Annotated in this window: 21 protein-coding genes and 1 tRNA gene; 8 read left to right on the top strand and 14 right to left on the bottom strand. The window is 67.5% G+C overall.

Going from position 1 to position 26,179, the window contains the following annotated elements; translation table 11 throughout:
* Nucleotides 1-72: 72 nt before the first annotated feature.
* The 5 genes from RRU_RS00550 to RRU_RS00530 form a co-directional block, all read right to left on the bottom strand.
* Nucleotides 73-699, bottom strand: coding sequence for a prepilin peptidase (locus tag RRU_RS00550; RefSeq protein WP_011387869.1), 627 nt, complete (start codon nt 697-699; stop codon nt 73-75).
* A 14-nt stretch (nt 700-713) separates the two neighbouring features.
* Nucleotides 714-1,625 (bottom strand): ExeA family protein, encoded by a 912-nt coding sequence (locus RRU_RS00545; protein ID WP_011387868.1) that lies wholly within the window; start codon nt 1,623-1,625, stop codon nt 714-716.
* On the bottom strand, nt 1,622-2,419 hold the full coding sequence (locus RRU_RS00540; protein ID WP_011387867.1) for a tetratricopeptide repeat protein: 798 nt from the start codon (nt 2,417-2,419) through the stop codon (nt 1,622-1,624). Before RRU_RS00540 ends, RRU_RS00545 begins: the two co-directional genes overlap by 4 nt.
* 94 nt (nt 2,420-2,513) lie before the next feature.
* Nucleotides 2,514-4,634, bottom strand: a complete 2,121-nt coding sequence (gene pbpC / locus RRU_RS00535) for a penicillin-binding protein 1C (protein ID WP_011387866.1) — start codon at nt 4,632-4,634, stop codon at nt 2,514-2,516.
* 8 nt (nt 4,635-4,642) lie between these two features.
* Nucleotides 4,643-9,964: an alpha-2-macroglobulin family protein gene (locus RRU_RS00530; protein WP_014625869.1), complete on the bottom strand. Its 5,322-nt coding sequence runs from the start codon at nt 9,962-9,964 to the stop codon at nt 4,643-4,645.
* Between the two features lie 299 nt (nt 9,965-10,263).
* On the opposite strand from RRU_RS00530, the gene RRU_RS00525 reads away from it, so the two are divergent.
* Nucleotides 10,264-10,340: transfer RNA gene (locus RRU_RS00525), tRNA-Arg, on the top strand.
* Nucleotides 10,341-10,377: 37 nt separating this feature from the next.
* Here the strand turns inward: RRU_RS00525 and RRU_RS00520 are convergent.
* Entirely contained in the window at nt 10,378-10,593 is a 216-nt protein-coding gene (locus RRU_RS00520; RefSeq protein ID WP_011387864.1) for a SlyX family protein, read from the bottom strand.
* A 197-nt stretch (nt 10,594-10,790) separates the two neighbouring features.
* Between RRU_RS00520 and RRU_RS00515 the strand changes: the two genes are divergently transcribed.
* The 7 genes from RRU_RS00515 to RRU_RS00485 all read left to right on the top strand — a co-directional run bounded on the left by RRU_RS00515 (nt 10,791) and on the right by RRU_RS00485 (nt 17,529).
* Complete coding sequence (locus RRU_RS00515) at nt 10,791-11,594, top strand: GGDEF domain-containing protein (protein ID WP_237703811.1); 804 nt, start codon at nt 10,791-10,793, stop codon at nt 11,592-11,594.
* Nucleotides 11,595-11,654: 60 nt separating this feature from the next.
* Nucleotides 11,655-12,227, top strand: coding sequence for a DUF6272 family protein (locus RRU_RS00510; protein ID WP_011387862.1), 573 nt, complete (start codon nt 11,655-11,657; stop codon nt 12,225-12,227).
* Nucleotides 12,228-12,285: 58 nt separating this feature from the next.
* Complete coding sequence (locus tag RRU_RS00505; protein WP_011387861.1) at nt 12,286-12,630, top strand: slr1659 superfamily regulator; 345 nt, start codon at nt 12,286-12,288, stop codon at nt 12,628-12,630.
* Nucleotides 12,627-14,636, top strand: a complete 2,010-nt coding sequence (locus tag RRU_RS00500; protein WP_242601294.1) for a PP2C family protein-serine/threonine phosphatase — start codon at nt 12,627-12,629, stop codon at nt 14,634-14,636. Before RRU_RS00505 ends, RRU_RS00500 begins: the two co-directional genes overlap by 4 nt.
* An 80-nt stretch (nt 14,637-14,716) precedes the next feature.
* Nucleotides 14,717-15,928, top strand: coding sequence for a trans-sulfuration enzyme family protein (locus RRU_RS00495; protein WP_011387859.1), 1,212 nt, complete (start codon nt 14,717-14,719; stop codon nt 15,926-15,928).
* A gap of 56 nt (nt 15,929-15,984) precedes the next feature.
* A complete protein-coding gene (gene arfB / locus RRU_RS00490) occupies nt 15,985-16,407 on the top strand; it encodes an alternative ribosome rescue aminoacyl-tRNA hydrolase ArfB (RefSeq protein ID WP_011387858.1) in 423 nt (140 codons plus the stop codon).
* 156 nt (nt 16,408-16,563) lie between these two features.
* The gene (locus RRU_RS00485; protein ID WP_011387857.1) at nt 16,564-17,529 is read left to right on the top strand and encodes an HlyD family secretion protein; all 966 of its coding nucleotides are present in this window, start codon (nt 16,564-16,566) and stop codon (nt 17,527-17,529) included.
* Nucleotides 17,530-17,539: 10 nt separating this feature from the next.
* Here the strand turns inward: RRU_RS00485 and RRU_RS00480 are convergent, their stop codons facing one another.
* The 8 genes from RRU_RS00480 to RRU_RS00445 all read right to left on the bottom strand — a co-directional run bounded on the left by RRU_RS00480 (nt 17,540) and on the right by RRU_RS00445 (nt 26,156).
* A complete protein-coding gene (locus tag RRU_RS00480; protein ID WP_011387856.1) occupies nt 17,540-18,658 on the bottom strand; it encodes an ABC transporter ATP-binding protein in 1,119 nt (372 codons plus the stop codon).
* Between the two features lie 6 nt (nt 18,659-18,664).
* A complete protein-coding gene (locus RRU_RS00475) occupies nt 18,665-19,603 on the bottom strand; it encodes a carbohydrate ABC transporter permease (RefSeq protein WP_011387855.1) in 939 nt (312 codons plus the stop codon).
* Complete coding sequence (locus RRU_RS00470) at nt 19,600-20,469, bottom strand: carbohydrate ABC transporter permease (protein WP_011387854.1); 870 nt, start codon at nt 20,467-20,469, stop codon at nt 19,600-19,602. Before RRU_RS00470 ends, RRU_RS00475 begins: the two co-directional genes overlap by 4 nt.
* 45 nt (nt 20,470-20,514) lie before the next feature.
* Nucleotides 20,515-21,792, bottom strand: a complete 1,278-nt coding sequence (locus tag RRU_RS00465) for an ABC transporter substrate-binding protein (RefSeq protein ID WP_011387853.1) — start codon at nt 21,790-21,792, stop codon at nt 20,515-20,517.
* A gap of 375 nt (nt 21,793-22,167) precedes the next feature.
* A complete protein-coding gene (locus RRU_RS00460; protein WP_011387852.1) occupies nt 22,168-22,602 on the bottom strand; it encodes a type II toxin-antitoxin system VapC family toxin in 435 nt (144 codons plus the stop codon).
* Nucleotides 22,603-22,605: 3 nt separating this feature from the next.
* The gene (locus RRU_RS00455) at nt 22,606-22,848 is read right to left on the bottom strand and encodes a type II toxin-antitoxin system Phd/YefM family antitoxin (RefSeq protein ID WP_011387851.1); all 243 of its coding nucleotides are present in this window, start codon (nt 22,846-22,848) and stop codon (nt 22,606-22,608) included.
* Nucleotides 22,849-23,123: 275 nt separating this feature from the next.
* Nucleotides 23,124-24,917 carry a DNA helicase RecQ gene (recQ, locus tag RRU_RS00450; RefSeq protein ID WP_014625867.1) on the bottom strand — a complete coding sequence of 598 codons (1,794 nt, stop codon included), beginning with the start codon at nt 24,915-24,917 and terminating at the stop codon, nt 23,124-23,126.
* A gap of 216 nt (nt 24,918-25,133) precedes the next feature.
* Nucleotides 25,134-26,156 (bottom strand): zinc-binding alcohol dehydrogenase family protein, encoded by a 1,023-nt coding sequence (locus tag RRU_RS00445; protein ID WP_011387849.1) that lies wholly within the window; start codon nt 26,154-26,156, stop codon nt 25,134-25,136.
* Nucleotides 26,157-26,179 lie beyond the last annotated feature (23 nt).

Genomic DNA, 26,179 nt, shown 5'->3' with positions numbered 1-26,179 from the left:
AATACCCCTATTCCTATCGCAGTTTTTCGGGAAATACACTTAAAAGAAGAATAGAACCGCAATCTCAGGTCGTTATCCCAGGGTACCCAGCCGCGCCAGCATCGCCATCACCAGACCGAACGCCAGGGCGGGGGCAAAGGGGAAGGGGCGATCGCCGTACCGCCGGCTCGCCAGCCCCCAGACCACCCCCGCGACGCCCGCCGTCATCAGGAAAACCGGCGCCTCGGCCGGGCCAAGCGCCACTCCGGCGGCGGCGATCACCCCAAGATCACCGGCGCCAAGCCCCTCTCGCCGACGCACGGCCCGATAAGCCAGCCGCAGGCCCTGGGCGAGGACGAAAGCGATTGCCCCGGAAAGCAGGGGGGACAGCGCGCCATCCCCCAGAGCGATCCGCCAAACCAGCAAAACCAGGGCAAGGGGAAGAACAAGGATGTCGTGGATGACGCCGAGATCGATATCGATGACGGCGATGGCCAGCAGCAAGGCCACCCCGACCAGGGCCGCGCCCAGGGAATAGGGCAAGGCGGCGGTGTCGGGCGAGAGCAGGGCGAAGGCAATGCCACAGCTTGCTCCAACCCCGGCAAGCGTCCCGGCCCGGATAAAAGAAAGGCGGTGGGCCGGCGGCGCGGCGGAGGCGCGAAGACAGGCGGCGAGACCGCCGGCGCCCAGGCCGGCCAAGGCCCCGAGACCGGCCCCCACCCAGAGCGTCTGGCTCAGGATCGGGCCTGAAGGGCCAGGGGGTGCAGCAGGGCGTCAAGGGGATTGGGGCCGCCGAAACCGGGCAGGCGCGGCAAGGTCAACCAGCGCGGCCCCAGGTTCAGGGCGCGGGCGGCGGTGCCCATGTGACCGGTTTCCACCGTCGCCGCCCCCTCGCCCGCCGCCAAATAGAGCGCGGCCGAGGCCAGACGGTCGAGATCGCCGGGCACGCCGCGCGCCAGCCGCAGCAAGCGGCGGCGGGCGGCCGGGGTGAAGACCGGATCGATCCACAAGGGATCGCGGCTGACCGCCAGCCGGTGATCCAGATAGCTTGTCAGATCGCTCCGCGTCATCGGCGTCAAACGCACCCCCGGACCCAGGCGCCGGGCCAGTTGGGGCAGGGTTTGCAGGCGTTCGCGCAGGCCCGGGCGGCCAAACAGGGCGACGCGCAGCAGCCGGCCGCGCGCGGTTTCCAGGGCGTCAAGACGGCGCAGGTCTTCCAGATCGCCATCACTGAGGGCATCGGCGCCATCGACCAGCAACACGGCGCGCCGACCGCTGACCCGCAGGGCGAGCAGGCGGGCGGTCAGCACCCGGGGGCTGGTGCCCGCCGGCCGCTCGGGATCGAGATCAAGGGCCTGGGCGACCAAAGGCAACAGCCGCGCCCCGCCCAGATCCGTGGCGTTGACGCGCACCACCAGCGCCCGGCTTTCAAGCAAGGCGGCGACCCAGTCGCACAGATAGCTTTTACCCAACCCCGCCTCGCCGACGACCGTCACCGGTCCGGCGTAGCGGGTCAACCGGGCGAGCAGGCGGCGCACGGGGGCCTGGGAGTCATTGCCGGCATAAGCCAGTTCCAAACCGGCCTCGGCGGGAAAGGGATGGCGGTGAAAGCCGAAATGGACGAGGACGGGATCGACGGCATTCATGGTGTGACACCCTCCAAACGAACTTCCAGCCAACGCGCCCGCCGCGACAGCGCCGCGAGATCGACTCCGGCGGTCTCGCCCCCGGCGCGCAGCAGCGTCACCGCCTTGCGATAGGCGGCAAGGGCGCGCGCCGCCTGCCCCGCCCTGTCGGCGGCCACCGCCAGATTGACCTGACGCACCGGATCGCCCGGCGCCAGGGCAGCAGCCTGTTCAAAAGCGCCAAGCGCGGCCAAGGGACGCCCCTGGCGCATTAACTGTAAACCGATTCGGCCGGTGATTTCGGCGTCATCGGGATAGGCGACGGCAAGACGGCCCAGGCGCTCCAGGGCGATCCCGGGCGCCAGATCGCCCAAAACGGCGACCAGCCGGGCCCGGGCAAGGGCATCGCCCGGCCGCAGGGCCAGGGCCCGCTCATAGGCGCCGGCCGCCTCGGTTGGCCGACCCAGGGCCTGAAGGCTGGCCCCCAGGCCAAGATGGGCTTCGGCCAAGGCCGGCGCCGCCCGGGTGGCGGCGCGATAGGCGGCAAGGGCCTCGGCCGTGCGGCCCTCCGCCAGGGCGCGATAGCCCTCTTCGACCAGACGGGCGGCCGACCCGCCGGCCACGGCGACCCGCGGCGCCTCTTCGGCCAAGAACGCCCCTTCGGCCGGTGCCAGATCGCCCAGAACCTCGGCGCCCTCCAGCCCGGCCCCCGGGGTCGGCGACTCGATCGCCTCGGACAAGGCCCCCTCCGCCGCCAAGGAAAGCGGGGCGAAAGCGCCAAGAGCAAGGCAGAGCGAAAGGACGAAGCTGCGCATCAAAGCCCGGATCCAGGGAAAACGGAAGGCCAGGAAGAGCCTGGGGAACGTCTCCCCACGCTCATTCCTATACCGAAAAGGGTTTAACGGTCCGTTACGGCGGGGATTGGCCGATCCACACCTGGGCCGTGTCCCCCTGGCCGCCGGCGTCAACCACGCTCACCCTGACCGCCAGGGCGCCGCCCCGGGGAAGGCTTGGCGGCATCCAGCGGGCGGTTCGGGCGAAGGCCGGGCTGACCAGGGGCCGGCCATCGACCAGCCAAGTCAGCGGCCTTTGCCCGCCGCGCGCCGACAGGGCCAGACCATCGACCAGGGACGCCGGATCAAGGACCGAGCCATCGGGGGGAAAGGCGATGGTCAGGGCGTCGCGGTCGACGGCCAGCCGCCGACCGGCGCGCGGCGGCTCGCCGTCCAAGCGGCGCAGCGGCGGCGGCAGATCGCCATTGGCGCCGATAAACACGCCGTCGGGCCGGGACCGCGGCGGCGGCGGCCGACCTTCAAGCGCTTCAAAGGCCTGGAACAGCAAGGGTGCGGCGGTGGCCCGGCCAAAGGCGCCGGGGCTTGGCGTGCCATCGGGGCGGCCAACCCAAACGCCGATCGTCACCTTGCCATCAAACCCCACCGCCCAGGCGTCGCGGAAGCCATAGGAGGTGCCGGTCTTGAAGGCCACGGTCCGACCGCCCTGGCGCAGATCGGCCAGGATCATCCCCGGGGGCGGCGGACTGCCCGCCAGGATATCGGCGACCTGCCAAGCCGCCGCCGGCTCAAGCACCCGGCGCGCCGGCAAGGGCGCACCGGCAAGGGCGCGCAAGGGGGGCGCCGCGCCCCCGGCATCGATCGCGGCGAACAGGCCCACCAGATCTTCAAGCCTCACCCCCAGGCCGCCCAGGGCCAAGGGCAATCCCGGCCGCTCGACGCCTTTGGGCAGGCGCAGGGCGATGCCGGCGCTTTGCAAGCGGGTGGCGAAGGCCAGCGGTCCCAGGCGATCAAGCAGCATGACCGCCGGCACATTGAGCGATTGGGCCAGGGCCTCGCGCACGCTGACCTCCCCCCAATGGGCATCGCCGAAATTGGCCGGGGTATAAGCGCCAAAGCGCGTCGGCCGGTCGATCATCAGCGTCTCGGGATGGACGATATGGCGCTCGAAGGCCATGCCGTAAAGCAACGGCTTGAGCGCCGATCCCGGCGAGCGCACCGCCCGCGTCATGTCGATCGCCCCCACCCGCTCCGGATCAAGGTAATCGGGCGAGCCGACGCTGGCCAGGATCCGGCCGCTGGCCGATTCGGCGGCCAGCAGGGCCAGCGATTGCCCGGGGCCCAAAGGCACGGCCACCCGCCGCGCCAACCGCTCCAGCCGGTTTTGCAGCCCCTCGTCGATCGTCGTGGCGATCGGCGCGCCCGCCGGCGCCCCGGCGGCCAGACGTTCGGTCAGATGGGGGGCGGAAAACGGCATTGGCCGGCGCGTCGTCGGCACCGGCTCGGCCTTGGCCTCGCGCGCCTGGGCCGGGTCGAGCAGCCCATCGCGCACCGCCCGCTCCAGCACCTTGTCGCGCGCCGCCCGCGCGGCGGCGGGATGGCGGTCGGGGCGCAGGGCCTCGGGCGCCTGGGGCAGGGCGACCAGCAAGGCCGCCTCGCCCGGGGTCAGACGGCGGGGATCCTTGCCCAGCCACGCCAGCGATCCGGCGCGCACCCCTTCCAGATTGCCGCCAAAGGGGGCCAGGGTCAGATAGGCGCCCAGCACGCCGGTCTTGCCGAGATGGGCTTCAAGCTGCACCGCCCGGACCATTTCAACCAGTTTGGCGGCGATGGTCCGCTCGGGACGCGGATCAAGCAGCCGCACGGTCTGCATGGTCAGGGTCGACGCGCCGGAGATCACCTTGCCATTGGCCAGCCATTGCCCAAGCGCCCGCGCGACGGCCAAGGGATCGACGCCGGGATGAGAGGCGAAGCGCCGGTCCTCAAAGGCCTGGAGCAAGGCCAGATAGAAGGGATCGACCGCCGCCGGGTCGCCGGGCAGCCGCCAAGCCCCCTCGGCGGTCAGAAAGGCGCGCAGCACGGCGCCATTGGCCGCCATCACCCGGGTTGACGGGGTCAGGCGGCCAAGATCGGGCGGCAACAGGTGGTCGCCGGCGCCGACAAGCAGCGCCAGCCCCAGGCCCCCCAGGGCGAGGCGGCGAAGCCATCGCCCGATCCCGCGCCGTCCCGGCGGTGTCATCGGCGCGGTCAGCGGGCGGCGATCGACAGCCGCCCCGCCCCCTGATTAGCCCGCAAGGCCGGGCGATCCATATCCTCGACGGCGGCGCCGGGAACAACGAAGCTTCCCGGGCTGACGGCGCGCACCACATAGGCCAGGGTGAACGTCGGCGTCTTGGCGTCGATATCGACGGAGGCGACATAGCGATCGTCGCGGGCTTCGACGTGGGTGGTGTCCGTCAGCTCCGGCAGCCAGGACAGCCCCTCGCTCCCCGGCGCCCCGGCGCCGATCCGCGGGTTTTCGATCTCGACCCCGGCGGGCAGCAGATCGACCACCAGCAGGCGATTGCCCCTTTCACGGGCGATGACCTTGGGATCGGTGGCCGAGCCGGTGATCAGCGCCACCAGCAGATCGTTCTGGCGCACCTTGGTCGGATCCACCGCCTCGCCGGCCAGGGTCAGGAAGCGACGGTCGATGGTCAACCCCTCGCTGGCCGCCGGCGGCGGCGCCTCGGGCTGGCCGTCAAGCGAGGCGACGACGCGCAGCGCCCGGTCGCCGCCATTGACGATATCCACCCCTTCGCCCAGGTCTTGGATGCTCAGGGGCAGGGTCACCGTGGTGCGGCCGCTATCGACGCCCACACCGTCCACCGTCGCGGCGACCGATCCCTGCTGGCGGGCCAGGGCGCGGGCGGCGAGCACCAGCCAGCCGCGTTCCTGGGTCGACGGATGGGGGGTGCGGGCCAGGGTGTCGGCCAGGGTATCGGCCGTCGCCAGGGCATCATCGCCGAGCAGGCCGGTCTCGATGCCGAGCGCCAGGGTAGCGGCGCGGTCGCGCAGGGCCGAGCCATAATCCCAATCGTCGCGATCGCTGACCAACCGCGCCCGGTCGCCCAGCCCCTGTTTCAGGGCGGCGACGGCGCGCGGTCCGTCGCCCAGCAGCGACAGGGCGGCGGCGGTTTGCACCCGAGCCAAGGGCGTGGGCATCCGCGCCAGATAGGTATCGGCGAAATAGCGCAAGCGCCCCAGGTCCATCGCCCCGGCGCGGGCCAGAACGTAATGGGCATAGGCCGCCGCCGGCAGGCCGGCATCGGAGAAATCGCCATCAGCGATGGCGTCATCGAGATAGGCCAAACCGCGTTCCACGACGAAATCGGGCACGGCGGCCTTTTCCTCGCGGGCGCGCAGCAGGAATTCCAGGGCATAGGCCGACAGCCAGGGATCAAGCCCCCCCGACGAGGACCACAGGGCGAAGCCGCCATCGGGGCGCTGGAGGGCGATCACCCGGGCGATCTCGGTCGCCAGCACGTCCTTGCCGCTCCAGCCCTTCCACAGCGCCGGGGTATCCAGGTCATGGCCATAAAGCGCCACCCAGGCCCGGCTGACGGTCTGTTCCAGGCAGCCATAGGGATAAGCCCGCAGGGCCGAGGCATTGCCGATCGGATCGAGGTTGGGCACCGACGACAGGGTCAAAGTCCCTTCGACGCCCTGGCGGAAAAAGCCCTCAAGCAGGCCGCCGTCCAGACGGGCGCGGCCGTGACCGCCGAGATCGAGGCGATGGGCCAGCGTCATCCGGGGCGCGCCGGGGCGCACGTCGAAGCTCCAGGTCTTTTCCCGGCGCTCGCCGGTCGGCGCGGTGATCGCCAGCCGCAAGGTGCCCGGGCCCGGGTTGAGCCCCTCCACGGCCAGACGCACCAGATCGCGGCCGCCCTTGGCCAGATCGACGGCGCGCGGCCCCTCGGGCACGCTCAAGGCGCCCTCGCCCACGGCGGCAAGCGTCCAGACGCCGGCCGGGCCATCGATGTTATCAAGCGAGACGCTAAGGAAGGAGCGATCGCCCGGCGCCAGGAAGCGCGGCAGCGTCGCCATCGCCACCATCGGATCGCGCACCGTTACCGCCGCTTCGCCGTGACCGACGCCGGCGCCGGAAAAGGCCACGGCCATCAGCCGCAGCCGGCCGGTGAAATCGGGGATATCGACGGGCACCAGCGCCCGCCCATCCTTGCCGACGGCGACGATCCCCGAGAACAGGGAGACGGTTTCAACCGAACTGCGCGGCAGCCCCATCAGGTGACGCCCCGAGGCGTCGCCGCCTTCGCGCAAACGGCCCGGGCGGGCGTTGGTGCCTTCAAGCAACCGGCCATAAGCATCCCGGTAGGCCAGCCCCAGGCTGCGCTTGCCATAATAATAAGCGACCGGATCAGGGCTTTGGAAATCGGTCAGTTGCAAGATGCCCTCATCGACGGCGGCCAGGGTCAGGAACACCGGACCCTGGCCGCCCGCCACCTGAACCGGCACCTCCAGACGCTGGCGCGGCAACACGGTTTGCGGCGCCTCGAGCGCAACCGACAGGGTTCGCCGCGTCATGTCGACGGGCACCCAGGCCACGCCCATCGCCCGCCCGGGACCGCGCAATCCGGCGTTCTCCCCGGGGCGGAAGGCGGTGACCACCACATAGGCGCCCACCCCCCAGGCCTCGGTGACCGGCAATTCCACCGTCAGCCCGCCTTCGGGCAGCGGCACGTCAAGCACATCAAGCAAACGATCGGTAACCACCGAAACCAGGGCGTGACCGGCGAAAGGCGCCTCCAGGCGCAGACGCGCCCGCTCGCCGGGCCGATAGGCCTCGGCCTCGCGGGTGACCTTCAGCGTATCGGGGGTATCGCGGCTGTCGGACCCGGCCACCCACCAGCCGGCGCGGAAGCGCTGGGACGAGGCGGCGAGCGACCCGCCGCCATCGGACACCTCAAGGCGGAAGGCGCCAAAGCCGACGGGCACGGCGACCTCGGCCAGACCATTGGCGGCGGTCATCACCCGTCCCGAGGCGCGCACCTCGTCGCTGACGGTGCGGCGGTAGTTCCAGGCGCCGCCGTTTTCATACCAGGTGTAGCGGCTGACCTCTTCATAGAGCACCCAATCGAGCGGCCGCTGGCCGACGGGGGCGCCGGCCGGGTTCACGGCGGCCAGATCAAAGGCCGGGGTCGCCCCCTCGGCCAGGGAGTCCCCCTCGAAACGGGCCTTGATGCCGACGGCCATCGGCTGATGGCGAACCGGCAGCACCAGGGTGCGCGCCGCCCCCCGGCCCCCGGCATCGATCACGCTGGTGCGCACCAGGGCGCGCAAGGGGTGCGAGGTATCGGGCGCGCCATCCAGGGCGACGGCCAGGGTGGCCGCGCCCTTGGCGTTGGTTAGCGTCGGCTCCAGATCGAAGCGCCGGGGTTCGACCTCCTCCTGGGCCAGACCGAAGGTGAAGCCCTTGAAGGCGGCGAAGGGCTCGGGATCGGCGCTCAGCACCACTTCCGAGGTCACCGGCTGCGACGCCACCGGGGCGCCGTAGAAATAATCGGCCTGCACCGCGACCGAAGCCGTCGCTGCCGACGGCTCGCCCGTCGTCAGATCAAGGGCCGTGGCGGTGGTCTTGAGGGTGACCTCCATGGTCTGGGGCACGAAATCCTCGACCACGAACGACACCCGGCCGATCGGCGGCGCGGCGGGATCGACGTGGGCGGTGATCTCCCACCGTCCGCTGCGCGCTTCCTTGAGAAGGGGAATATCGGCGCCATAGGCTCCCACCCCCTGATCGCTCAAGACTTGGCGGTCGACCTGAACGCCATCGGGACGCAGGATCTTCACGGTCAAAGGCAGGCCCGACAGCCCGCGCGCCCCCGAATCGCGCAACAACCCGGCGAGATGAACCGTCTCGCCCGGCCGGTAGATGCCGCGCTCGGTATAGAGGAAGGCGTCGAGCGGACCGGGGGCCTCGCGGCCGCCGACGCCGCGATCGGACAGATCGAAGGCCGGACCGGTGACATCGAGATAGGCGAAATCGCCGGCCGGGCCATAGACCATCACCCAGGTCGGCGTCTTGCCGTCGCGGCCGCTCAACTGGGCGGGCTGGAAGCGGACCATGCCGTTGCGATCGGTAACGGCGCTGGCGACCTCGGCGTTGTTGCGCGCGACCAGGGTGACCGAGGCCCCGACCAGGGCCCGGCCGCTCGACAGCGAGCGGGCGAAAACCGACAACCCATCCAGGCCGACCGCGCTCTGCAAGCCGATATCGGTGACCAGCAGCCATTGCGAAGGCTGGTTCCACCAGGGCGTCGAGCCGCGCAAACGGTCCTCGGCGGCCAGCAGGTAAAGACCGGGGCGGGGATCGGGCAGGATGGTGGCGAGGGGAATGGCCGTCGCCGTCTCGCGGTTCAGGGCGGCGTCGATATCGAGCTTGCCTTCCCAGATCTTTTCGCCCGAATCCTCGGCGATGTCGCGCAGATCGCCGCCCGACACCATCGAATTCAAATCATGGTCGCGCAGCAGTCCGGCCAAGCCCCGGTCGTTGACCCGCAGCAGGGTCAACCACAGTTGATCGACATTGACCGTGCGCACCGCGACATCGCGGGCCCCGCGCGCCGGCAGGATATAGGCGTTGCCGGCGAAGGCGACGCGGGGGGCGCGGTTGGCGATACGCGCCTCAAGGGTCAAGGAGCGGGCCAAGGTGGCGCCGGTCAGCGTCGGCAGCCCTTCGCGCAGCGTCACGCCGACCGTCTGGCCGTGGGGCAGGCCGTCGATGCACAGGCGCTTGCCGGTGGCGCTAACCGCCACCGGCACGGCGGGCTCGATCTTGACATAGGGCGCGAGATCGATGGCGGCGGGGGCGGCGGTCAGATCCAGACACAAGCGGGGCAGATCGCGGTCGGCTTCAACCAGAGTCCGCCGGATCGCCAAACCGGTTCCGCCGAGGGCGGCGATGCCGTTGGCGGCGCGCGGGGTGGGATGGCTGGCCTGGGCGCGGCGGAACAACGCCAAGGCCACGTCATCGCGCTCGGCGGCCATCAGCAATTCGGCGGTCCGCGTCTGGGCCAGGGCGCGGGCTTCCCCGCCGGCGGCCTCGGCGATCGCCAGAAAGGCGGCGGCCACGGCGCGCGGTTCGGCCCCTTCGGCCTTGTCATAGAAATCGGCGAGAATCAGCCAGCGATCGGCTTGTTTCAGTCCGGCGCGCAGGGCCTGCTCCCAGGCGTCGACGGCGCCATCCCATTCTCCGCGCTCGGCCTTGCCGCGCGCCTCGGCGGCCTTGGCCTGCGCCCTCTGGCCGTCGTTTTCAACGACATAGAGCACATTGGCCTTCAGACCCTCGGCCTCGCGGCCCAGATCGGCCAGGGCCTGGGCGGTGGCGGCGTCCGAGGCGACGGGATCGGCGGCGCGGGCAACCAAGGGCAGGGCCAACACCAGGGCGATCAGCCCGAAAAGGGTGGCGATCCCCAACCGCCGGGCGCGGCCGGGCAAAGCCCCAAAGGCCCGGAGCGACAGACCCAAGGGGGAGCGAGCAAGGACAATCGGCGCGCCGCTGGTGATCATGAAAGTCTCCCGCTGCTGTCGGTGGGGCCGCCGGGCTGGTAAGCCCGTAATAAGAACCAGGGCTGGTAGGCCCGTGATAAAGGGCCGGCCGGGACGCCCCTTGGCAAGGGGGGGGGCCGGAAGGCCCGGGTCAGGGGCCAATCGAAAGTATCAGGAGAAAATATGGCGAAATCCCGCCAGCGCAACCGGCGGGCGCGGGCCTTCCCGCCCCGGGGCGCGATAAACGCCAAGCGAAGCGTCGAAAACGGCGCGGGCGTTGCGCCCTTCGATCGCCGCGGTTATAACCCAGGACAAGGCATCTCCCCGTAGCTCAGCAGGATAGAGCGTTGGATTCCTAATCCAAAGGCCACAGGTTCGAATCCTGTCGGGGAGGCCATGCCGCTCCCATCCTTGTCTCGCTCTCGGCAGGGGGCTCAATAATGGGGCGGCGGTTTATCGTCGGCCGGCGAGCCGATGGAGCCCAACTCCACATCGCGCAGCGCCCCGGCCAAATGGCGGATTTGCACGACCAGCCGCGCGATCGTCCGATCCTGGGCGGCGATAACATCGGAGAGATCATCAACCATCGCCTCTTGATGGGTCAACCGGCTTTCCAGATCGATCAGGCGCGATTCCAGGGCGCTTGGCATCACTATGCTCCGTGGCAAAAATGAACCGGATGCGAGAGAACGTCTCGGCGGACTAACGAATCAGACTTGATTCGCGGTATAGATCCGCGTCCTTGTAAACGACGGCGGGCCAACCTGTCGCCTCGGGAACGAGCCTTGATGGTTTTTATGGGCGATGATCGAGAATGGGTGATATCGAAGGGATCAACATTCAATCCATGGCATCTGAAATCAAGAAGCTTCGCCATAAGATTGAAACCCTGGAACAGCAAAACAGCGATCTGGAAATCGCCCTGACGACGGCGGTCGAGCATGGCGATGCCATCGAGTCGGAGCTGTTTTCGACCAATGACCGGTTGCGCGGCGAAGTCCGCGAACGGGTCATCGCCGAGCGGCGCCTGTCCAAGGTGTTGACGGTGGTCAGCCAGCAGAAAGACGATCTGGAGGTTCTGGTCCAGACCATCACCGAACATAGCGACGAGATCGATACCCAGTGGCTGAGCCGCTATTCCGAGGTCGAGGCGCTGGCCCGGCTCGACCCGCTGACCTCGATCGCCAACCGTCGCATGCTTGATAGCGCCCTTGAACAGGAATGGACGCGCAGCCTGCGCAGCGGCTCGCCGCTGTCGGTGGCGATGTGCGACCTTGACCTGTTCAAGGCTTATAATGACCGATATGGTCACAACCGCGGGGATCAGGTGCTGATCGCCTTCGCCGAGATCCTGAGAGGCTGCAGTCGCCGCCCCCCCGATCTTCCCGCCCGTGTCGGCGGCGAGGAGTTTCTTATTCTTTTCCCCGAGACCGATCTGGCCGGGGCCAGACAGGTGGCGGAAGCTATCCGCCTTGCCCTGTGGACTTTGGCGATCCCCCATGCCGACTCCCCCCACGGCCGGGTGACCGTCAGCATCGGTTTGGCCTGCGTCTTCCCCCGGCCCGAGGGGGATCCGGCCGATCTGATCGCCCAGGCCGACTTCCGGCTTTATGAAGCCAAAGCCCATAACCGCAATACCGTTCGCGCCTGATCCCATGCGCCCCCTTCGCCCCTCGCCTTCTTTGCCCACCCCTTCTCTAGCGAGCATCCCATGATCGAGCAGATCGGCAGCGTCGAAGAAGCCGACGCAGGAAAAGTCCTGGAGAGCCTTGTTCTCAGCTTTTCACCCAGCTTGTTGCCCCTGCGCCAGCGCTGGCGCAACAACGGGCTCTCGGCGGATTTCCTGGGCGACTACGTGACCACCTTCTTTCCCGGGGCGGGCGATGACACGACGACGGCCGATCGCCAGAAGCACGCCAAGGCGGCGGTCAGCTATATCGCCAATGAACTGCTTGAAAACGCCATGAAATACAGCGCGGCCGAATCCACCCGGCCGATCACCATCACGCTGAGCCTGGAAGCCGAGCGCATCACCTTCATCGAGACCAATCCGGTCAGCCGGGCCCGCGCCGCGACGTTCCACAGCTACGCCACCGAGCTGATCGCCAGCGATCCGATGGAGATGTACCTGCGTATCCTTGAAGAGGAACGTAGCGACGATGACGGATCCGGGCTTGGTTTGATAACAATGATCAACGATTATAACGCGAGCCTGTCCTGGCGATTCGAGGATCCGGGAGAGGACACCGTAATGGTCTCGACCATCGTCCAAATCCCCGTTTGACCGGGTCTCGCCCTCTCCCCCCTCTTCCCTTCAAGCAAGCCTCGCGGACGCAGTCGACATGGACCTGATTTCCGGTGAAAATTACCACGTACGCTATGATCCGACCCGCAGTCTGGTGGCGATCAGCGGGATCCTCCGCCTCAATGGCATGTCCGAATACGAGCCGATCACCGCCGTTCTCCGCCAAGCCCTGGCGCAGAACGAAATCCTGACCATCGACCTGACCGAACTGGAATTCCTCAACAGTTCGGGTATCGCCATGCTTTCGAAATTCGTGATCGAGGCGCGCGCCCACGAAGGAGGATCGCTCACCGTCCTCGGCTCGACCGCCGTCGCTTGGCAGGGGAAATCCCTGGTCAATCTCAAACGCCTGTTACCCACCCTCAAGCTGGACTTCCAGTGAACGATGCGCTTGTCATGATCCTGACCCGCGCTCTGCGCAAGATGCCCTTGGGGCGGCGTCTCATGCTGACCATGGCCATCTATGCCCTGGCCGTTCTGGTGATCGTCGTTTCGGGATGGCGGCTGGTCACGCTGGTGGAAGACTACCGCAGCACCACCGAGGTTCTCGACCTGCGCATGCGCGAAATCACCGCGGTGCGCGATACCTCCTCGCGCTTTCTGACGGTGATCACCGCCTATGCCGATACCCGCGATCCGGCGATCGGCGATGACGTGGCCTTCAAATATGGCCAGATCGGCCGTGCCGCCGAGGCGGTATCGCTCAAGGAGGACGATATCGAGGCCGTCCTCGGCGGGCTCGAGACCGTGCTCAAAGACTCCATGGGGAATTTCGAGGACCTGCGCGCGCTCAACCAGCGGGCCGGGCAGACCTATCATCACCTTGGCCGGCTGGCCGGCGAGGTCTCGGGCCTGATGGCCTTCGCCCAAAGCCGCATGGCGCAAGCCGGCGGATCGCCCGACCCCTTGATCGCCCGCTTCGATCAGGTCACCGCGCTGATCGACGAATTCCACATATTCCAGCGGCGCGCCACCGGCAAAGAAGCCGAAAGCACCCTGGCCGCCTTCCGCGACGCGCTCGAAAGCGCCAGCCGGTCGCGCCCGACCGAGGCCGAACGTCTGGCCTTGAGCCTCGCCGATGATCGCCTGGGGCAGATCAGCCACGAGTTAACCACCCTGCTGCGCCTGTCGGACTCCTGGGTCGGCCAATCGCGCTTCCTGGTCTTCGTCAACCTTGAGAAAGTCACTGCCGCCATCGATGCCCTCGACACCCTGGGCAAGGTCCGGGAGCATCAACTGCGCGCCGATCTTCAAGACAAGACGCGCGCCACCTTGATCTTCGTCGGCTCGCTGGCCGGGGTGGTACTGGTGCTTGGCTTCCTGGCCAACGCCCTAGTGATTCAAAGCATCCGCCGGCCGATCCTGGCGCTGAACGAGGTGATGCAGAACCTTGCCGGCGGCACCCTCGACCGCGCCGTCGAAGGCCAGGAGGCCGCCGACGAGATCGGGGCGATGGCCCGCACCCTGGAGATCTTCAAGCTCAATACCCGGCGAATGAACGAGCTGGAGGTTGAAAAGCGCGAAATCCTGCGCCGGGAAAACGAGGAAATCGCCCAGTCGCTGGCCCAGCTTGACGAGGCGCACCGGGAAATCAGCGCGCTCAACACCCGCTTGAACTCGGAAAACCTGCGCCTGGGCGCCGAACTGGACGTGTCGCGCCGCATTCAGCAGATGCTTTTGCCGCGCGACGAGGAATTGAGCGAGATCACCGCGCTCGATATCGCCGCCTTCATGGAATCGGCCGACGAGGTCGGCGGCGACTACTACGACATCATGAAACACGAGGGCGGCGTGCGCATCGGCATCGGCGATGTCACCGGCCATGGCCTGGAAAGCGGCGTCGTCATGCTGCTCACCCAATCGGCGGTGCGCACCCTGACCACCGATGGCCGCGGCGACCGCGCCAGCTTGGTCGATGTGCTGAACCGCTCGCTGGCGGGCAATATGCGGCGCATGGGCAGCGGCAAGAACCTGACCTTCGCCCTGATCGACTACCAGCCCCGGCCCGAGGGCGGCGGCGCCATGCGGGTGATCGGCCAGCACGAAAGCCTGATCGTCATCCGCACCGATGGCCGGGTCGAGGAACTCGACACCCTGATGCTCGGCATGCCGCTTGGGTTGGTCGACGATATGCGCACCTATCTCGACGAAGCCGCCCTCAGCCTGGAGCCGGGCGATATGGTGGTGCTCTATACCGACGGCATCACCGAAGCCGCCGATACCGGCGATCGCCTGTACGGCATGGACCGCCTGAAGGCCACCTGCCTTGCCCATCGCACCGAAACCAGCGGCGCCATCAAAGACGCGGTGATCGCCGATGTCCGCGCCCATATCGGCGAGCGGGCGGTGCTCGACGACCTGACCCTGATCGTCATCAAGCAACGCTGAGGGCGCGGTTTACGCCCTGATTTTTGCGTGATAGCGTTTCAATTCACACACATCGTCTGTAGTGATAGGGACAAGTCATCGTGAAACCCGGTCCTTTCCCCCCCTTGGCCCAGGCCACCCTGGCCCTGCACGCCGGCACCACCGACGAGTCGGACGGCGCCCAGGTGCTCAATCCCCTGGTTCCGGCCACCAGCTTTTTCACCAAGCCCGAGGCGGTCGGCTTTTCGGCCAATGACATGGCCGAGGACACGCCGTTTTTGTATACGCGCTGGAACAATCCGACCAACGCCCTGCTCGAAGAGCGGCTGGCGGCCCTGGAGGGCGGCGAGGCGGCGGTGGTCTTCGCCAGCGGCATGGCGGCCCTGAGTGGCCTGTTCCTCTCGCAGCTGAAGGCCGGCGATCATCTGGTGATCTCGAGCGTCTGCTACGCCGGCCTCGCCGAGGTCGCCCACGATATCCTGCCCGGCCTGGGCATCGCCACCACCGCCGTCGATACCTCCAACCTCGAGGCCGTGCGCGCCGCCCTGCGCCCGGAAACCCGGCTGATCCATATCGAGACTCCGGGCAATCCGATCCTGCGGCTGTCCGACATCGAAGCCCTGGCGGCGATCGCCCATGCCCACGGCGCCTTGCTGTCGGTGGATTCGACCATGGCCACGCCGATCGCCACCCGGCCGCTTGCCCTGGGCGCCGATTTCGTCGCCCATTCGCTGACCAAATACGCCTGCGGCCATGGCGACGCCCTGGGCGGCGCCATCATCGGCAAGGCCCAGGCGATGGCCGCCTTGCGCAAACACGCCCTGATCCATTTCGGCGGGGCGATCAGCCCCTTCGCCGCCTGGCTGATTCTGCGCGGCCTGGAAACCCTGTCGCTGCGCATGGCCGGCCATCAGGCCGGGGCGGCGGCGGTGGCGGCTTATCTCGAGGGCCACCCGCGCCTGCGCCGGGTGCTGTGGCCGGGCCTGCCCTCCCATCCCCAGCACGCCCTGGCGTGCCGCCAGATGAAAAACTTCTCGGGCATGGTGTCGTTTTCCGCCGACGACGGCCCGGCGCTGGCCCGCCAGTTGGCCGAGCGCCTGCAGGTGATCTCCTATGCGGTATCGCTGGGCAAGACGCGCAGCCTGTTGTTCTACATCCCGACCGAGGCGCTGATCGCCTCGTCGTTCCACCTCGATGGCGACGACGCGCGCAGCTACCGCGACTGGACCGGCGACGGCACCTTCCGTCTGTCCGTCGGCCTGGAGGACCCCGCCGATCTGATCGCCGATCTCGAGCGGGCTTTGGCCCCATAAAGAAGTGGGCGGAAAATCGGATACCGGTTTTCCGCTTACCGCTTTAGGATGGGCCGATGATTCCGATCACCCCCACCATCGCCCTCGACGACGCCGAAATCGAGGAACGCTTCATCCGGTCCTCGGGACCGGGCGGACAGAACGTCAACAAGGTATCGACCGCGGTGCAACTGCGCTTCGATGTCGCCGGCTCGCCCAATCTACCGGGCTGGGTCAAGCATCGGTTGAGCGTGCTGGCGGGCAGCCGGCTGACCGGCGAGGGCGTGCTGGTGCTGACCGCCCAAAGCCAGCGCACCCAGGAAGCCAACCGCCGCGAGGCGGTCGAGCGGCTGGTGGCCTTGATCCAGGCCGCCTGCCATCGCGACAAGCCCCGCCGGCCGACGCGGCCGACCAAGGGCAGCCAGACCCGACGCATGGACGGCAAGACCCTGCGCGGCGCCATCAAAAAGGGCCGACAGTCCAAACCGTCCTTGGATTAACGACGTCCCTGCCCGCTTTCCCGCCAAAGCCCCGAAAACAACGATTGAACGGTCTTTCGGCGGGTGCCCATACTGACCCAGCCCGGGTCCTCGGCGGATGGTTTTCTCCCCTCCTTTTTTCCGACCGGGCTTCATTTTTCCCTCGGGACCGCTCCCATGAAACTGTCTTCTCTTTTGCTCGCCCTGCTTTTGCTGATCGTCGTCGGCGGCGGTGGCTGGCTGGCCTGGAACCGGCTGATGACCCCGCGCCTGCCCGAGGGCATCGTCGTCGGGTCCGGCCGCATCGAAGCGCGCGAGATCACCCTGGCCGCCCCCCTTGGCGGCCGGATCGAGACCGTGCTGATCGAGGAGGGCGCCGTGGTCGAAGCCGGCCAGCCTTTGGCGCGCATCGACAGCCCCACACTGGCCCCGGCGCTGTCGGAGGCCCGCATGCGGGCGGCCGGTGCCCAGGCGGCGCAAGCCGAGATCGCCGCCCCGCTGGCCGAGGCCGAGGCCGCCATGGCCGCCGCCCACCAGGAAATGGAACGGGCCCTGGTGCTGCAAAGCCGCCGTCAGATGTCGCGCCAATCGGTCGAGCAACGCCGCCAGGGCGAAGAGGCCGCCCGCGTCGCCTTGGCCGAGATCACGGCGCGGGCCGAAGCCATCGACCGGGAAAAGACCTTGGCCGAAGCCGAGGTAAGCCGTCTCAAGGCCTTGATGGAGGGGGCCGAGATCCGGGCGCCGATCGGCGGACAGGTGCTTTACCGGCTGGTCGAGCCGGGGGACCGCCTTGAGGCCGGTGATCCGGTTTTCACCCTGCTCGATCCGGCCAAGGTGTTCATGACCTTCTTCCTAGACGCTGAAAACGCCGGGCGCGTTCCCAAGGGGGCGGAGGCGCGGATCGTGCTTGAGGATCATCCCGACCGGGTGCTGGCCGCCACGCTGGCGTTCATCGCCCCCGACGCCCGGGTTCCCTCGGGGGTCGGCGGATCGGCGGCGCCAATGGTTCGGGTCAAGGCCCATCTGGTTCCCGATCCGATGGGTCTACCCTTGGGCAATCTGCGCACCGGCTTGAGCGGTCACGCCTTCGTGCGGCTGACCGACACCTTGCCTTGGCCCGACCGGCGGGCCTTGCGGCCGTAAGCCGCTCCCTTCACAGCCGGCGTTCGGTGTCCGGGTCGAACAGCGAGGCGGCGGTCATATCGAAGGCCAGGGTCGACAACGCTCCCGGACCAACGCCGGGGATGGCCCGTGGGGCGACGCGGGCCGAGGCCGGGGTGCCGCCAAGCTGGAAGAACACCATGGTGTCGGCCCCCGTCGGCTCGATCATATCGACCCGGCGCTCGACCGCCACCAGCCCCGGCGGCAGGCCCGCCGGATCGGCCGCCCCGATGTATTCGGGCCGCAAGCCCAGGATCACCGGCCGGCCAAGGTGCGATCGCCAACCGTTGCCGGGCCGGGCGAGCGGCAGATCAAGCGGCCCCTTGGCCTCGTCCAGGCGCACTGCCATGCCGCCGCCCTGGCTGTCGCCGACCAGCAGGCCCTTGGCGAAATTCATCGATTGGGCGCCCATGAAGCCGGCGACGAACAGATTGGCCGGCCGCTCGTAAATCTCGGCCGGGGTGCCATAATGCTGGATGACGCCCTGATGCATCACGGCGATGCGGCTGGCCAGGGTCATCGCCTCGACCTGATCGTGGGTGACATAAACCATCGTCCGCGCCACGGCGCGGTGCAGGGTCTTGATCTCGTGGCGCATCTCGACGCGCAGCTTGGCATCGAGATTGGACAGCGGCTCGTCGAACAAAAAAATCTGCGGATCGCGCACCAGGGCCCGGCCCATCGCCACGCGCTGGCGCTGTCCGCCCGACAACTGGCCCGGCTTGCGATCAAGCAGCGGCCCGATCTGCAGCATGGTGGCGACCTTGGCCACCGCCCGCTCGCGCTCGGGCTTGGCCACGCCGCGCATGCGCAGGCCGAAGGTGATGTTCTCGCGCACGGTCATCGTCGGATAAAGCGCATAGGACTGGAAGACCATGGCGATGTCGCGGTCGCGCGGCGCCACGTCGTTGACCACGGCGCCGCCGATCACCACCTCGCCCTCGCTGGGGGTTTCCAGGCCGGCGATGATATTGAGCAGGGTTGATTTGCCACAGCCCGAGGGCCCGACAAGAACCAGGAATTCGCCGTCGTCGAGATCAAGATCGATGCCCTTGAGCACCTCGGTGGCGCCAAAGCGCTTGGTGATGCCGCGAATGCCGAGTGATGCCATCGCCCGCTACCCCTTGACCGCGCCGGCCGAAAGCCCGCGGATGAAATACTTGCCCGCCACCGCATAGACCACCAGGGTCGGCAGGGCGGTGAGGATGGCGGCGGCCATATCGACGTTGTATTCCTTCACCCCCGTCGAACTGGCGACCAGATTATTGAGCGCCACCGTGACCGGCTGCCCGCCGCTGACCGTGAAGGACACGCCAAACAGGAAGTCGTTATAGATCTGGGTGAACTGCCAGATGATGGTGACGACGATGATCGGCGGCGACATCGGCAGCAGGATCGAAAAAAAGATGCGGAAGAAGCCGGCGCCGTCGATGGTCGCCGCCCGCACCAGCTCGTCGGGGACGGTCATATAGAAATTGCGGAAGAACAGCGTGGTGAACGACAGCCCATAGACCACATGCACCAGGATCAGCCCTTGGATGCTGCCGGCCAGCCCGGCCAGTCCCAGCACCCTGGCCATCGGCAACAGCACCACCTGAAAGGGAATGAAACAGCCAAACAGCATCAGGGCGAAGATCAGCTGCGAGCCGGGGAAGCGCCATTTGGTCAGGGCATAGCCGTTGAGCGCCCCCAAAACCGTCGAGATCGCCACCGCCGGCACCACCAGCAGCAGGGAATTGAGGAAATAGGGCTTGAGCCCAGCGCATTGCACGCCAACGCAGGCCGAGTCCCAGGCCTTCAGCCAGGGTTCAAACGTCAGGGTTCGCGGCAGGGCGATCAGCGACCCGGCGCGGATATCGTCAAGCGTTTTGACCGAGGTCAGCAGCATGACGAACAGCGGCAAAAGGTAATAAAGCGCAAACAGCACCAGAACCGCGTAAAGACCGATGCGCAGCGCGAGACGCCCCCCGGCGCTTTGGCCGGCGATCGGCGCGGCGCGCGGTGGCGGCGGTGCGGGCAAGGGCGGCCCGGCGTCCCTGATACTGCCATCCCTCATGACCGGCGCTCCCGCAATTCGGAATAGAGATAGGGCACGATGATGGCCATCACCGTCATCAGCATCATCACCGCGCTGGCCGCCGCCGTGCCAAGCTGGCTGCGCTGGAAGGCCATGGCATACATGAAGGTCGCCGGCATATCGGTGGCATAGCCCGGCCCGCCACCGGTCAGGGCCACCACCAGATCGAAGCTTTTCACCGCCAAATGGGCCAGCACCACCACCGCCGACAAGAACACCGCATGCAGCGACGGCAAGATGATGCGGAAATAGACGGTCGGCATGCCGGCGCCGTCGATGGTCGCCGCCTTGATCACCTCTTGATCGAACGACCGCAGGCCCGCCAGGAACAGCGCCATGACGAAGCCCGACGACTGCCAGACCCCGGCGATGACCACCGTATAGATCGCCCTCTCGGGGTTGATCAGCCAGTCGAAGGAAAACCCCTCCCAGCCCAGGCCGTGCATGACCTTATCAAGGCCCAGGCCGGGGTTGAGGATCCATTTCCAGGCGGTGCCGGTCACGATGAACGACACCGCCATCGGATACAGATAGATGGTGCGCAGCACGCCCTCGGCGCGGATCTTCTGGTCGATCAGAATCGCCAACAAGATGCCGATCACCAAACACAAGGCGATGAACAGCCCGCCGAAAACGAACAGATTGCTCACCGCCACATCCCAGCGCGGATTGGCGAACAACCGGGCGTATTGCCCAACGCCGTCCAATTCATAGCGTGGCAGGATGCCCGATTTGGTGAACGAGATGTAAACCGTCCAGCCGATGAAGCCATAGACGAACAGCAAGGCGGCGGCGAACGACGGGGCGATGACCAGCTTGGGGATCAGACGATCAAGGTCGCGCATGGGGGCTCCCCTCCACAACCGGTACCCGCTTTTGCGCCCAAAGCCCTAACGGGCCTGGGCGATGGAGTCGGCGAGATGGGCCACGGCCTCGGCCGAGGATTCGCTTGAATTGAAATGCGCGGTGACCACATCCATGATCGCCCCGCGCACCGAGCGTGGAACGGCCATTTCATGGGCCATGCTTGGCTCCAGGCTATCGGCGGCGATGGCTTTGGTCAGGTCGGCTTGGGATTTCTGGGCGCAAGCGTCGAAATCGGCCAGATCCATGCCCTGACGGGCGGGGATCGAGCCCTTCAGGGTGTTGAAGGTGCGTTGGAACGTTTCGCCCAGCACCAAGCGGGCCAGGGTCTTCTGACCCTCGATCTTATCGGCGCCCTTGACGTCGAACATCACCAGACTGTCGGAATTGAGCAAGAAACCCTTGCCCGGCGCGGCGATGCACAGGAAATCCTTGCCCGGGACCTTGCCCGCGCCCAGGAATTCGCCCTTGGCCCAGTCGCCCATGATCTGGAAGCCGGCCTCGCCGTTGATCACCATGGCGGTGGCAAGGTTCCAGTCGCGGCCCGAGAAGTTGGGATCGACGAAGCCGCGCAGGCGGCGCATCTGGTCGAACACCTTGACCATGGTATCGCCGCGCAGGGCGGCGTCGTCCAATTCGACCAGGGCCTTGTGGTAGAAGGCCGGCCCGCCCAGGCCCAGAACCACCACTTCAAACAAGGTGGCGTCCTGCCAGGGCTGGCCGCCATGGGCCAGCGGAATGATCCCCTTGGCCTTCAGGGCCTCGGCGGCGGTATTGAACTCGTCCCAGGTGGTCGGCACGGCGACGCCGGCCTTGGCCAGAACCGCCGGATTGGCCCACAGCCAATCGACACGGTGGATATTGACCGGAACGGCGACGTAATGCCCCTCGTAGGTCACCACCGACTTCAGCAGGGCGGGCAGCAGCTTGTCCCAGTTTTCGGCCTTGGCGATGTCATCGAGATTGGCGACCACGCCCTCGGCCGCCCATTCCTGGATCGACGGCCCCTTGAGCTGCACGGCCGAGGGCGGATTGCCGGCGATCACCCGCGAGCGCAAAGCGGTCATCGCCGCGTCGCCGCCACCGCCGGCCACCGGCGAATCGATCCAGGTGCCGCCCTCGGCCTCGAACTGATCCTTCAGCGCCGAAACCGCCTTGGCTTCGCCGCCCGCCGTCCACCAATGCAACACCTCGACCGAACCGCCCGCCGCCGCCGGTTTGGGCGCGGCGATCGCCAGCCCGGCGACCAGCGCCAAAGCACTCAAACACGAGACACCGAACCCGCCACCCGTGGTCTTGCGCATGACATTCCTCCACTGGATTTTTTTCCCGGCCGGTCGACCGCCCGCCTAAGGGATCTCAAGGCTGTCATTGAAACAGTTGGTTTAGAGTTTTGCGAGAAAAAGCCATAGGGTTATGGTTTTTTCACGCGAGAGCGGCGAACGGAAAAGGGAACGCCGGTTTTCCGCGTCGTCGCCGCTCTGATCTATCCCTCGTGAAAAACGACCCAGGCGACGTTTTTCTCGCACCGCCGAGAGAATTGGACGACAGCCTCTCCTGAAAAGATGGTCACGAGTCCGCTATAACGCAACTCCACCGTTTGCAGCCGGTCGTCCAGGCCCGCGATGTCAGCCCCCACCCCAGGGAGGGGCTGCGGACTGCCAGAGGTTTTTTTGTGGTTACCGGGGCAACGCCGCGAAGGGATCGATCACCGGCACGCCCAAGCGGTCGAAGTGGCGAACGTTGCGGGTCAGGATCGTCAGGTCGTGGTGTTTGGCCGTCGCCGCGATGGCGATGTCGGCAAAACCCGGCGCCTGGCCTTGCGCCCGCGCCCGGTCGGAAAGCACGCCGGCCAGGCGCGCGAGGGTCGTGTCGAACGGCAGGATGCGGTTGCCATAGAGATGCAGCAGCGCGTCCAGCCATGCCATCAGATCGGCCGCCTTGCGCGTCGCGCCTTCGCGACGCAGCTTGGCGATGCCGTCCTCGATTTCCGCCACCGTCACCGCCGAGAGGAAAAGCTCCGCCGAATGGGCGTCCATCCAGGCGATCAGTTCGACCGGGGCGACCCGTGACGGCGCCCTGGCCGACAGAACGTTGGTGTCGACCAGATACAAGGTTCAGAGCCCGGCATCGCGCAGCGGCGCTTCGTTTCGGGGCGGCAGATCGTCGGGCGCCAGCGGCGCGCTCATCAGCAAACGGCCGAAAGAGGGCACCTGTGAAAGACGCTCCCACTCGGCGAAGCTCAGAACCACGGCCTCCCGCTTGCCATGCCGGGTGATGATAGCCGGCTCGCCGCGCACCGCGTCGTCAACCACCGCCGACAGGCGGGCCTTGGCGTCCCGAAGCTGAATTTCGCGCATGCAGGCCTCCCGTCCTTTTGTGACCACTGTGGTCATATGAGATCCGAGGGACAAGAATCAAGCTTATGGTCGCACCCGGTGTGAAGTCCGGATCACCCCAAATCAATCCTATGCCAATCTCTCGATCGATCTTGGAAGAGGGCACTGGATCGAGAGGGCGCCGTCTGGTCGGACAGATCGGAGGTTGTCCATCCAACGTCCTCGCCCCTCCATGCTGACTTTCACCCCGGCGGTTTTCAGAACGCCGGGGGACTCGGCACCGGTGAATCGGCGCCTCAGCCGGCGGTGATCACCTCGAGGAAGGCCGCGCCGTAGCGGGCGAGCTTGCTTTGGCCGATGCCGTGGATCTCGCGCATGGCGTCAAGGCTGGGCGGGCGTTTGGTCGCCAGTTCGATCAGGGTGCGATCGGCGAAGACCACATAGGCCGGCACGTTTTCGGCCCGCGCCAGCTCCTGGCGCTTGGCGCGCAGGGCGTCGAACAGGGCGCGATCGTCGGCCTCGAGCTGGACGGCCGGAGCACTGGCCCGGCGCTCCTTGTCCTTGCGCTCGCCGCGGCCGGCGGCTTCGAGCACATCGGAGCGCAGCGCGACGCCCGCCTGTCCGCGCAGCACCGCGCGGCCGGCCTCGGTCATCAGCCAGCGGCCATGATTGGCGATATCCAGGCTGATCAGGCCGCCGGCGCTGATCTGGCGGAAGATCGAGCGCCAGACATTGCGCGTGTGATCCTTGCCCACGCCGAAGGTCGGCAATTTATCGTGACCGTACTGGGTGATGGCGTCGGTCTGGGTGCCGACCAGGATATTGATCAGATGCTCGGTGGCGAAGCGCTGGCCGGTGCGCAGCATCGCCGACATCGCCTTCTGGGCCTCGATGGTGCCGTCGAAGCTTTCCACGCCATTGATGCATAGATCGCAATTGCCGCACGGCTCGGTGCGTTCGCCGAAATAGCCGAGCAGGGTCTGGCGCCGGCAGCGCGGCGCTTCGCACAGCGCCAGCAGGGCGTTCAGCCGCTGGATCTCGACGCGCTTTTGCTCGTCGCCGGCCTGACTTTCCTCGATGCGCATGCGGTGCAGGCGGACATCGTCCAGGCCATAGAAGGTCAGGGTATCGGCGGCCAGACCATCGCGGCCGGCGCGGCCGATCTCCTGATAATAGGCCTCGATCGAGCGCGGCATATCGGCATGGCAGACGAAGCGGACATCGGGCTTGTCGATGCCCATGCCAAAGGCGACGGTGGCGACCATCACCAGCCCGTCCTCGGCCAGGAAGGCATCCTGATTGGCGTCGCGCACCGGCTTGTCGAGGCCGGCGTGATAGGGCAAGGCCCGGTGGCCGGCGCCGCGCAGGCCCTCGGCCAATTCCTCGGTGCGCGCCCGGCTGCCGCAATAGATCACGCCGCTTTCGCCCGTATGGGCGGCGACGAACTCGAACATCCGCCGCCGGGTGTCGCCCTTGGGCCGCATGGCAAGGCGCAGGTTGGGGCGATCGAAGCCGCCGATGAACAGGCGCGGCGGCGCCGGGAACAGCCGTCCGGCGATATCATCGCGGGTGGCGGCATCGGCGGTGGCGGTGAAGGCCACCGTCTGCACCCCGCCCAGATCCTCGCGCACCTTGCCCAGACACAGGTAGTCGGGGCGGAAGTCGTGGCCCCATTGGCTGACGCAATGGGCCTCGTCGATGGCTAGGGCCGTCACCCCGCTGTCGCGCAGCAGGGACAGGGTATCGGGGCGGGCCAGCCGTTCGGGGGCGACGTAGAGCAGCTTGAGACGGCCGCCGCGCAACCCATCCATCACGCGGCGATAGCCGTCCATGTCGATCGAGGAATTCAGCGCCCCGGCGGCCACCCCCAGGGCGTCAAGCTGGGCCACCTGATCGCGCATCAGGGCGATCAGCGGCGAGACGACCAGGGTCACCCCCTGGCGCATCAGCGCCGGCAGTTGGTAGCACAGCGATTTGCCCGACCCGGTCGGCATGACCGCCAGCACGTCCTCGCCGCCCAGCACGGCGCGGATGATCGCTTCCTGACCGGGGCGGAAATCCTTGAATCCCCAGATATCAGCCAACAACACGCGGGCGGGATCGGCGGAGACCGCGTCCGCGCAGGGCGAACCGGGGGATGGGAGGGGGGAACCGGGGGATGGGAGAGGGGAAACGTCGGGAACCATCAGGCGTCCGCAGGAAGGGCGAAAAACGACGGGGGAAAAACGAGGGCCGAGTATAGGCGCCGCGATGCCGGCTTGGCGGAAAAAGCGGCCGCGACCGCCTTTTCCGCCGGAACCGGGCGCTTAGAAACCGACCAGCACGCGCTTGCCGATGGTCGTGCCGCTTTCCTGGGTCGCATGGGCGGCCTTCAGCGTCGCCGCCGAGATCGGCCCGTCGGTGGCGGTCAGCGTGGTGCGCAGCGTGCCGTCGTCGATCAAACCGGCGACCTCGCTCAGCAAGCTGTGCTGGGCGATCATGTCCTCGGTATGGAACATCGAGCGGGTGTACATGAATTCCCAATGCAGCGAGGCGCTTTTGGTCTTAAGCAGGGAAAAATCCAGGCCGACGCCGTCATCGATCATGCCGATCCGCCCCTGGGGGGCGATGATTTTGGCCAGGGCCGGGAAATGGCTGGGCGTTTGGGTGGTCGAAAAGATGAAGCCGACCGGGCCGACGCCCAGGGCGTTGATCTGTTCGGCCAGATCGCCGCGATGATCGACCACATGGTGGGCGCCCATGGCGCTCACCCAATCGCGGGTTTCCGGGCGCGAGGCGGTGGCGATCACCGTCAGCCCGGTCAGCCGCCGCGCCAACTGAATGGCGATCGAGCCAACGCCGCCGGCCCCGCCGACGATCAGGATCGAACGGACCTCGCCCAGGGCCTCGGGTGACGACCGGGGAACGCCCAGGCGATCAAACAGCATCTCGTAGGCGGTGATCGTCGTCAGCGGCAGGGCGGCGGCCTCGGCGAAATCCAGACTGGTCGGCTTGAGGGCGGCGAGGCGCTCGTCGACCAGATGGAATTGGGCATTGGTGCCCGGCCGCGTCAGATCGCCGGCGTAATAGACCGCCTCGCCCGGCTTGAACAGCGTCACCGACTCGCCCACCGCTTCCACGACGCCCGCGGCGTCCCAGCCGAGGATCGCCGGGTTCTCCGGGCTGGCCGGGCGGGTCTTGCGGGTCTTGGTATCGACCGGATTGACCGAGATGGCTTCGATGCGAACCAGCAGGTCGCGGGGTCCGGGAACCGGCTTGTCGATCTCCAGATCAAGCAGGGCCTCGGGATGATCGATGGGCAGGGGGGCGTGGGTACCGACGGCTTTCATGGATAGGGCTCCGCGAGAACAAG

The sequence above is a fragment of the Rhodospirillum rubrum ATCC 11170 genome (genome assembly GCF_000013085.1).
GTDB classification, from domain to species: Bacteria; Pseudomonadota; Alphaproteobacteria; order Rhodospirillales; family Rhodospirillaceae; genus Rhodospirillum; species Rhodospirillum rubrum.
This window is presented reverse-complemented; position numbering and strand designations above follow the sequence as displayed.

Excerpts from the sequence above, each read along its gene's own strand:
- RRU_RS00540 (WP_011387867.1), bottom strand. The coding sequence starts at position 2,419 with ATGCGCAGCTTCGTCCTTTCGCTCTGCCTTGCTCTTGGCGCTTTCGCC.
- RRU_RS00530 (WP_014625869.1), bottom strand. The coding sequence starts at position 9,964 with ATGATCACCAGCGGCGCGCCGATTGTCCTTGCTCGCTCCCCCTTGGGT.
- pbpC (WP_011387866.1), bottom strand. The coding sequence starts at position 4,634 with ATGACACCGCCGGGACGGCGCGGGATCGGGCGATGGCTTCGCCGCCTC.
- RRU_RS00510 (WP_011387862.1), top strand. The coding sequence starts at position 11,655 with ATGATCGAGCAGATCGGCAGCGTCGAAGAAGCCGACGCAGGAAAAGTC.
- RRU_RS00465 (WP_011387853.1), bottom strand. The coding sequence starts at position 21,792 with ATGCGCAAGACCACGGGTGGCGGGTTCGGTGTCTCGTGTTTGAGTGCT.
- RRU_RS00515 (WP_237703811.1), top strand. The coding sequence starts at position 10,791 with ATGGCATCTGAAATCAAGAAGCTTCGCCATAAGATTGAAACCCTGGAA.
- RRU_RS00455 (WP_011387851.1), bottom strand. The coding sequence starts at position 22,848 with ATGCGCGAAATTCAGCTTCGGGACGCCAAGGCCCGCCTGTCGGCGGTG.
- arfB (WP_011387858.1), top strand. The coding sequence starts at position 15,985 with ATGATTCCGATCACCCCCACCATCGCCCTCGACGACGCCGAAATCGAG.
- RRU_RS00520 (WP_011387864.1), bottom strand. The coding sequence starts at position 10,593 with ATGCCAAGCGCCCTGGAATCGCGCCTGATCGATCTGGAAAGCCGGTTG.
- RRU_RS00480 (WP_011387856.1), bottom strand. The coding sequence starts at position 18,658 with ATGGCATCACTCGGCATTCGCGGCATCACCAAGCGCTTTGGCGCCACC.
- RRU_RS00505 (WP_011387861.1), top strand. The coding sequence starts at position 12,286 with ATGGACCTGATTTCCGGTGAAAATTACCACGTACGCTATGATCCGACC.
- RRU_RS00545 (WP_011387868.1), bottom strand. The coding sequence starts at position 1,625 with ATGAATGCCGTCGATCCCGTCCTCGTCCATTTCGGCTTTCACCGCCAT.
- RRU_RS00470 (WP_011387854.1), bottom strand. The coding sequence starts at position 20,469 with ATGCGCGACCTTGATCGTCTGATCCCCAAGCTGGTCATCGCCCCGTCG.
- RRU_RS00475 (WP_011387855.1), bottom strand. The coding sequence starts at position 19,603 with ATGAGGGATGGCAGTATCAGGGACGCCGGGCCGCCCTTGCCCGCACCG.
- RRU_RS00485 (WP_011387857.1), top strand. The coding sequence starts at position 16,564 with ATGAAACTGTCTTCTCTTTTGCTCGCCCTGCTTTTGCTGATCGTCGTC.
- RRU_RS00445 (WP_011387849.1), bottom strand. The coding sequence starts at position 26,156 with ATGAAAGCCGTCGGTACCCACGCCCCCCTGCCCATCGATCATCCCGAG.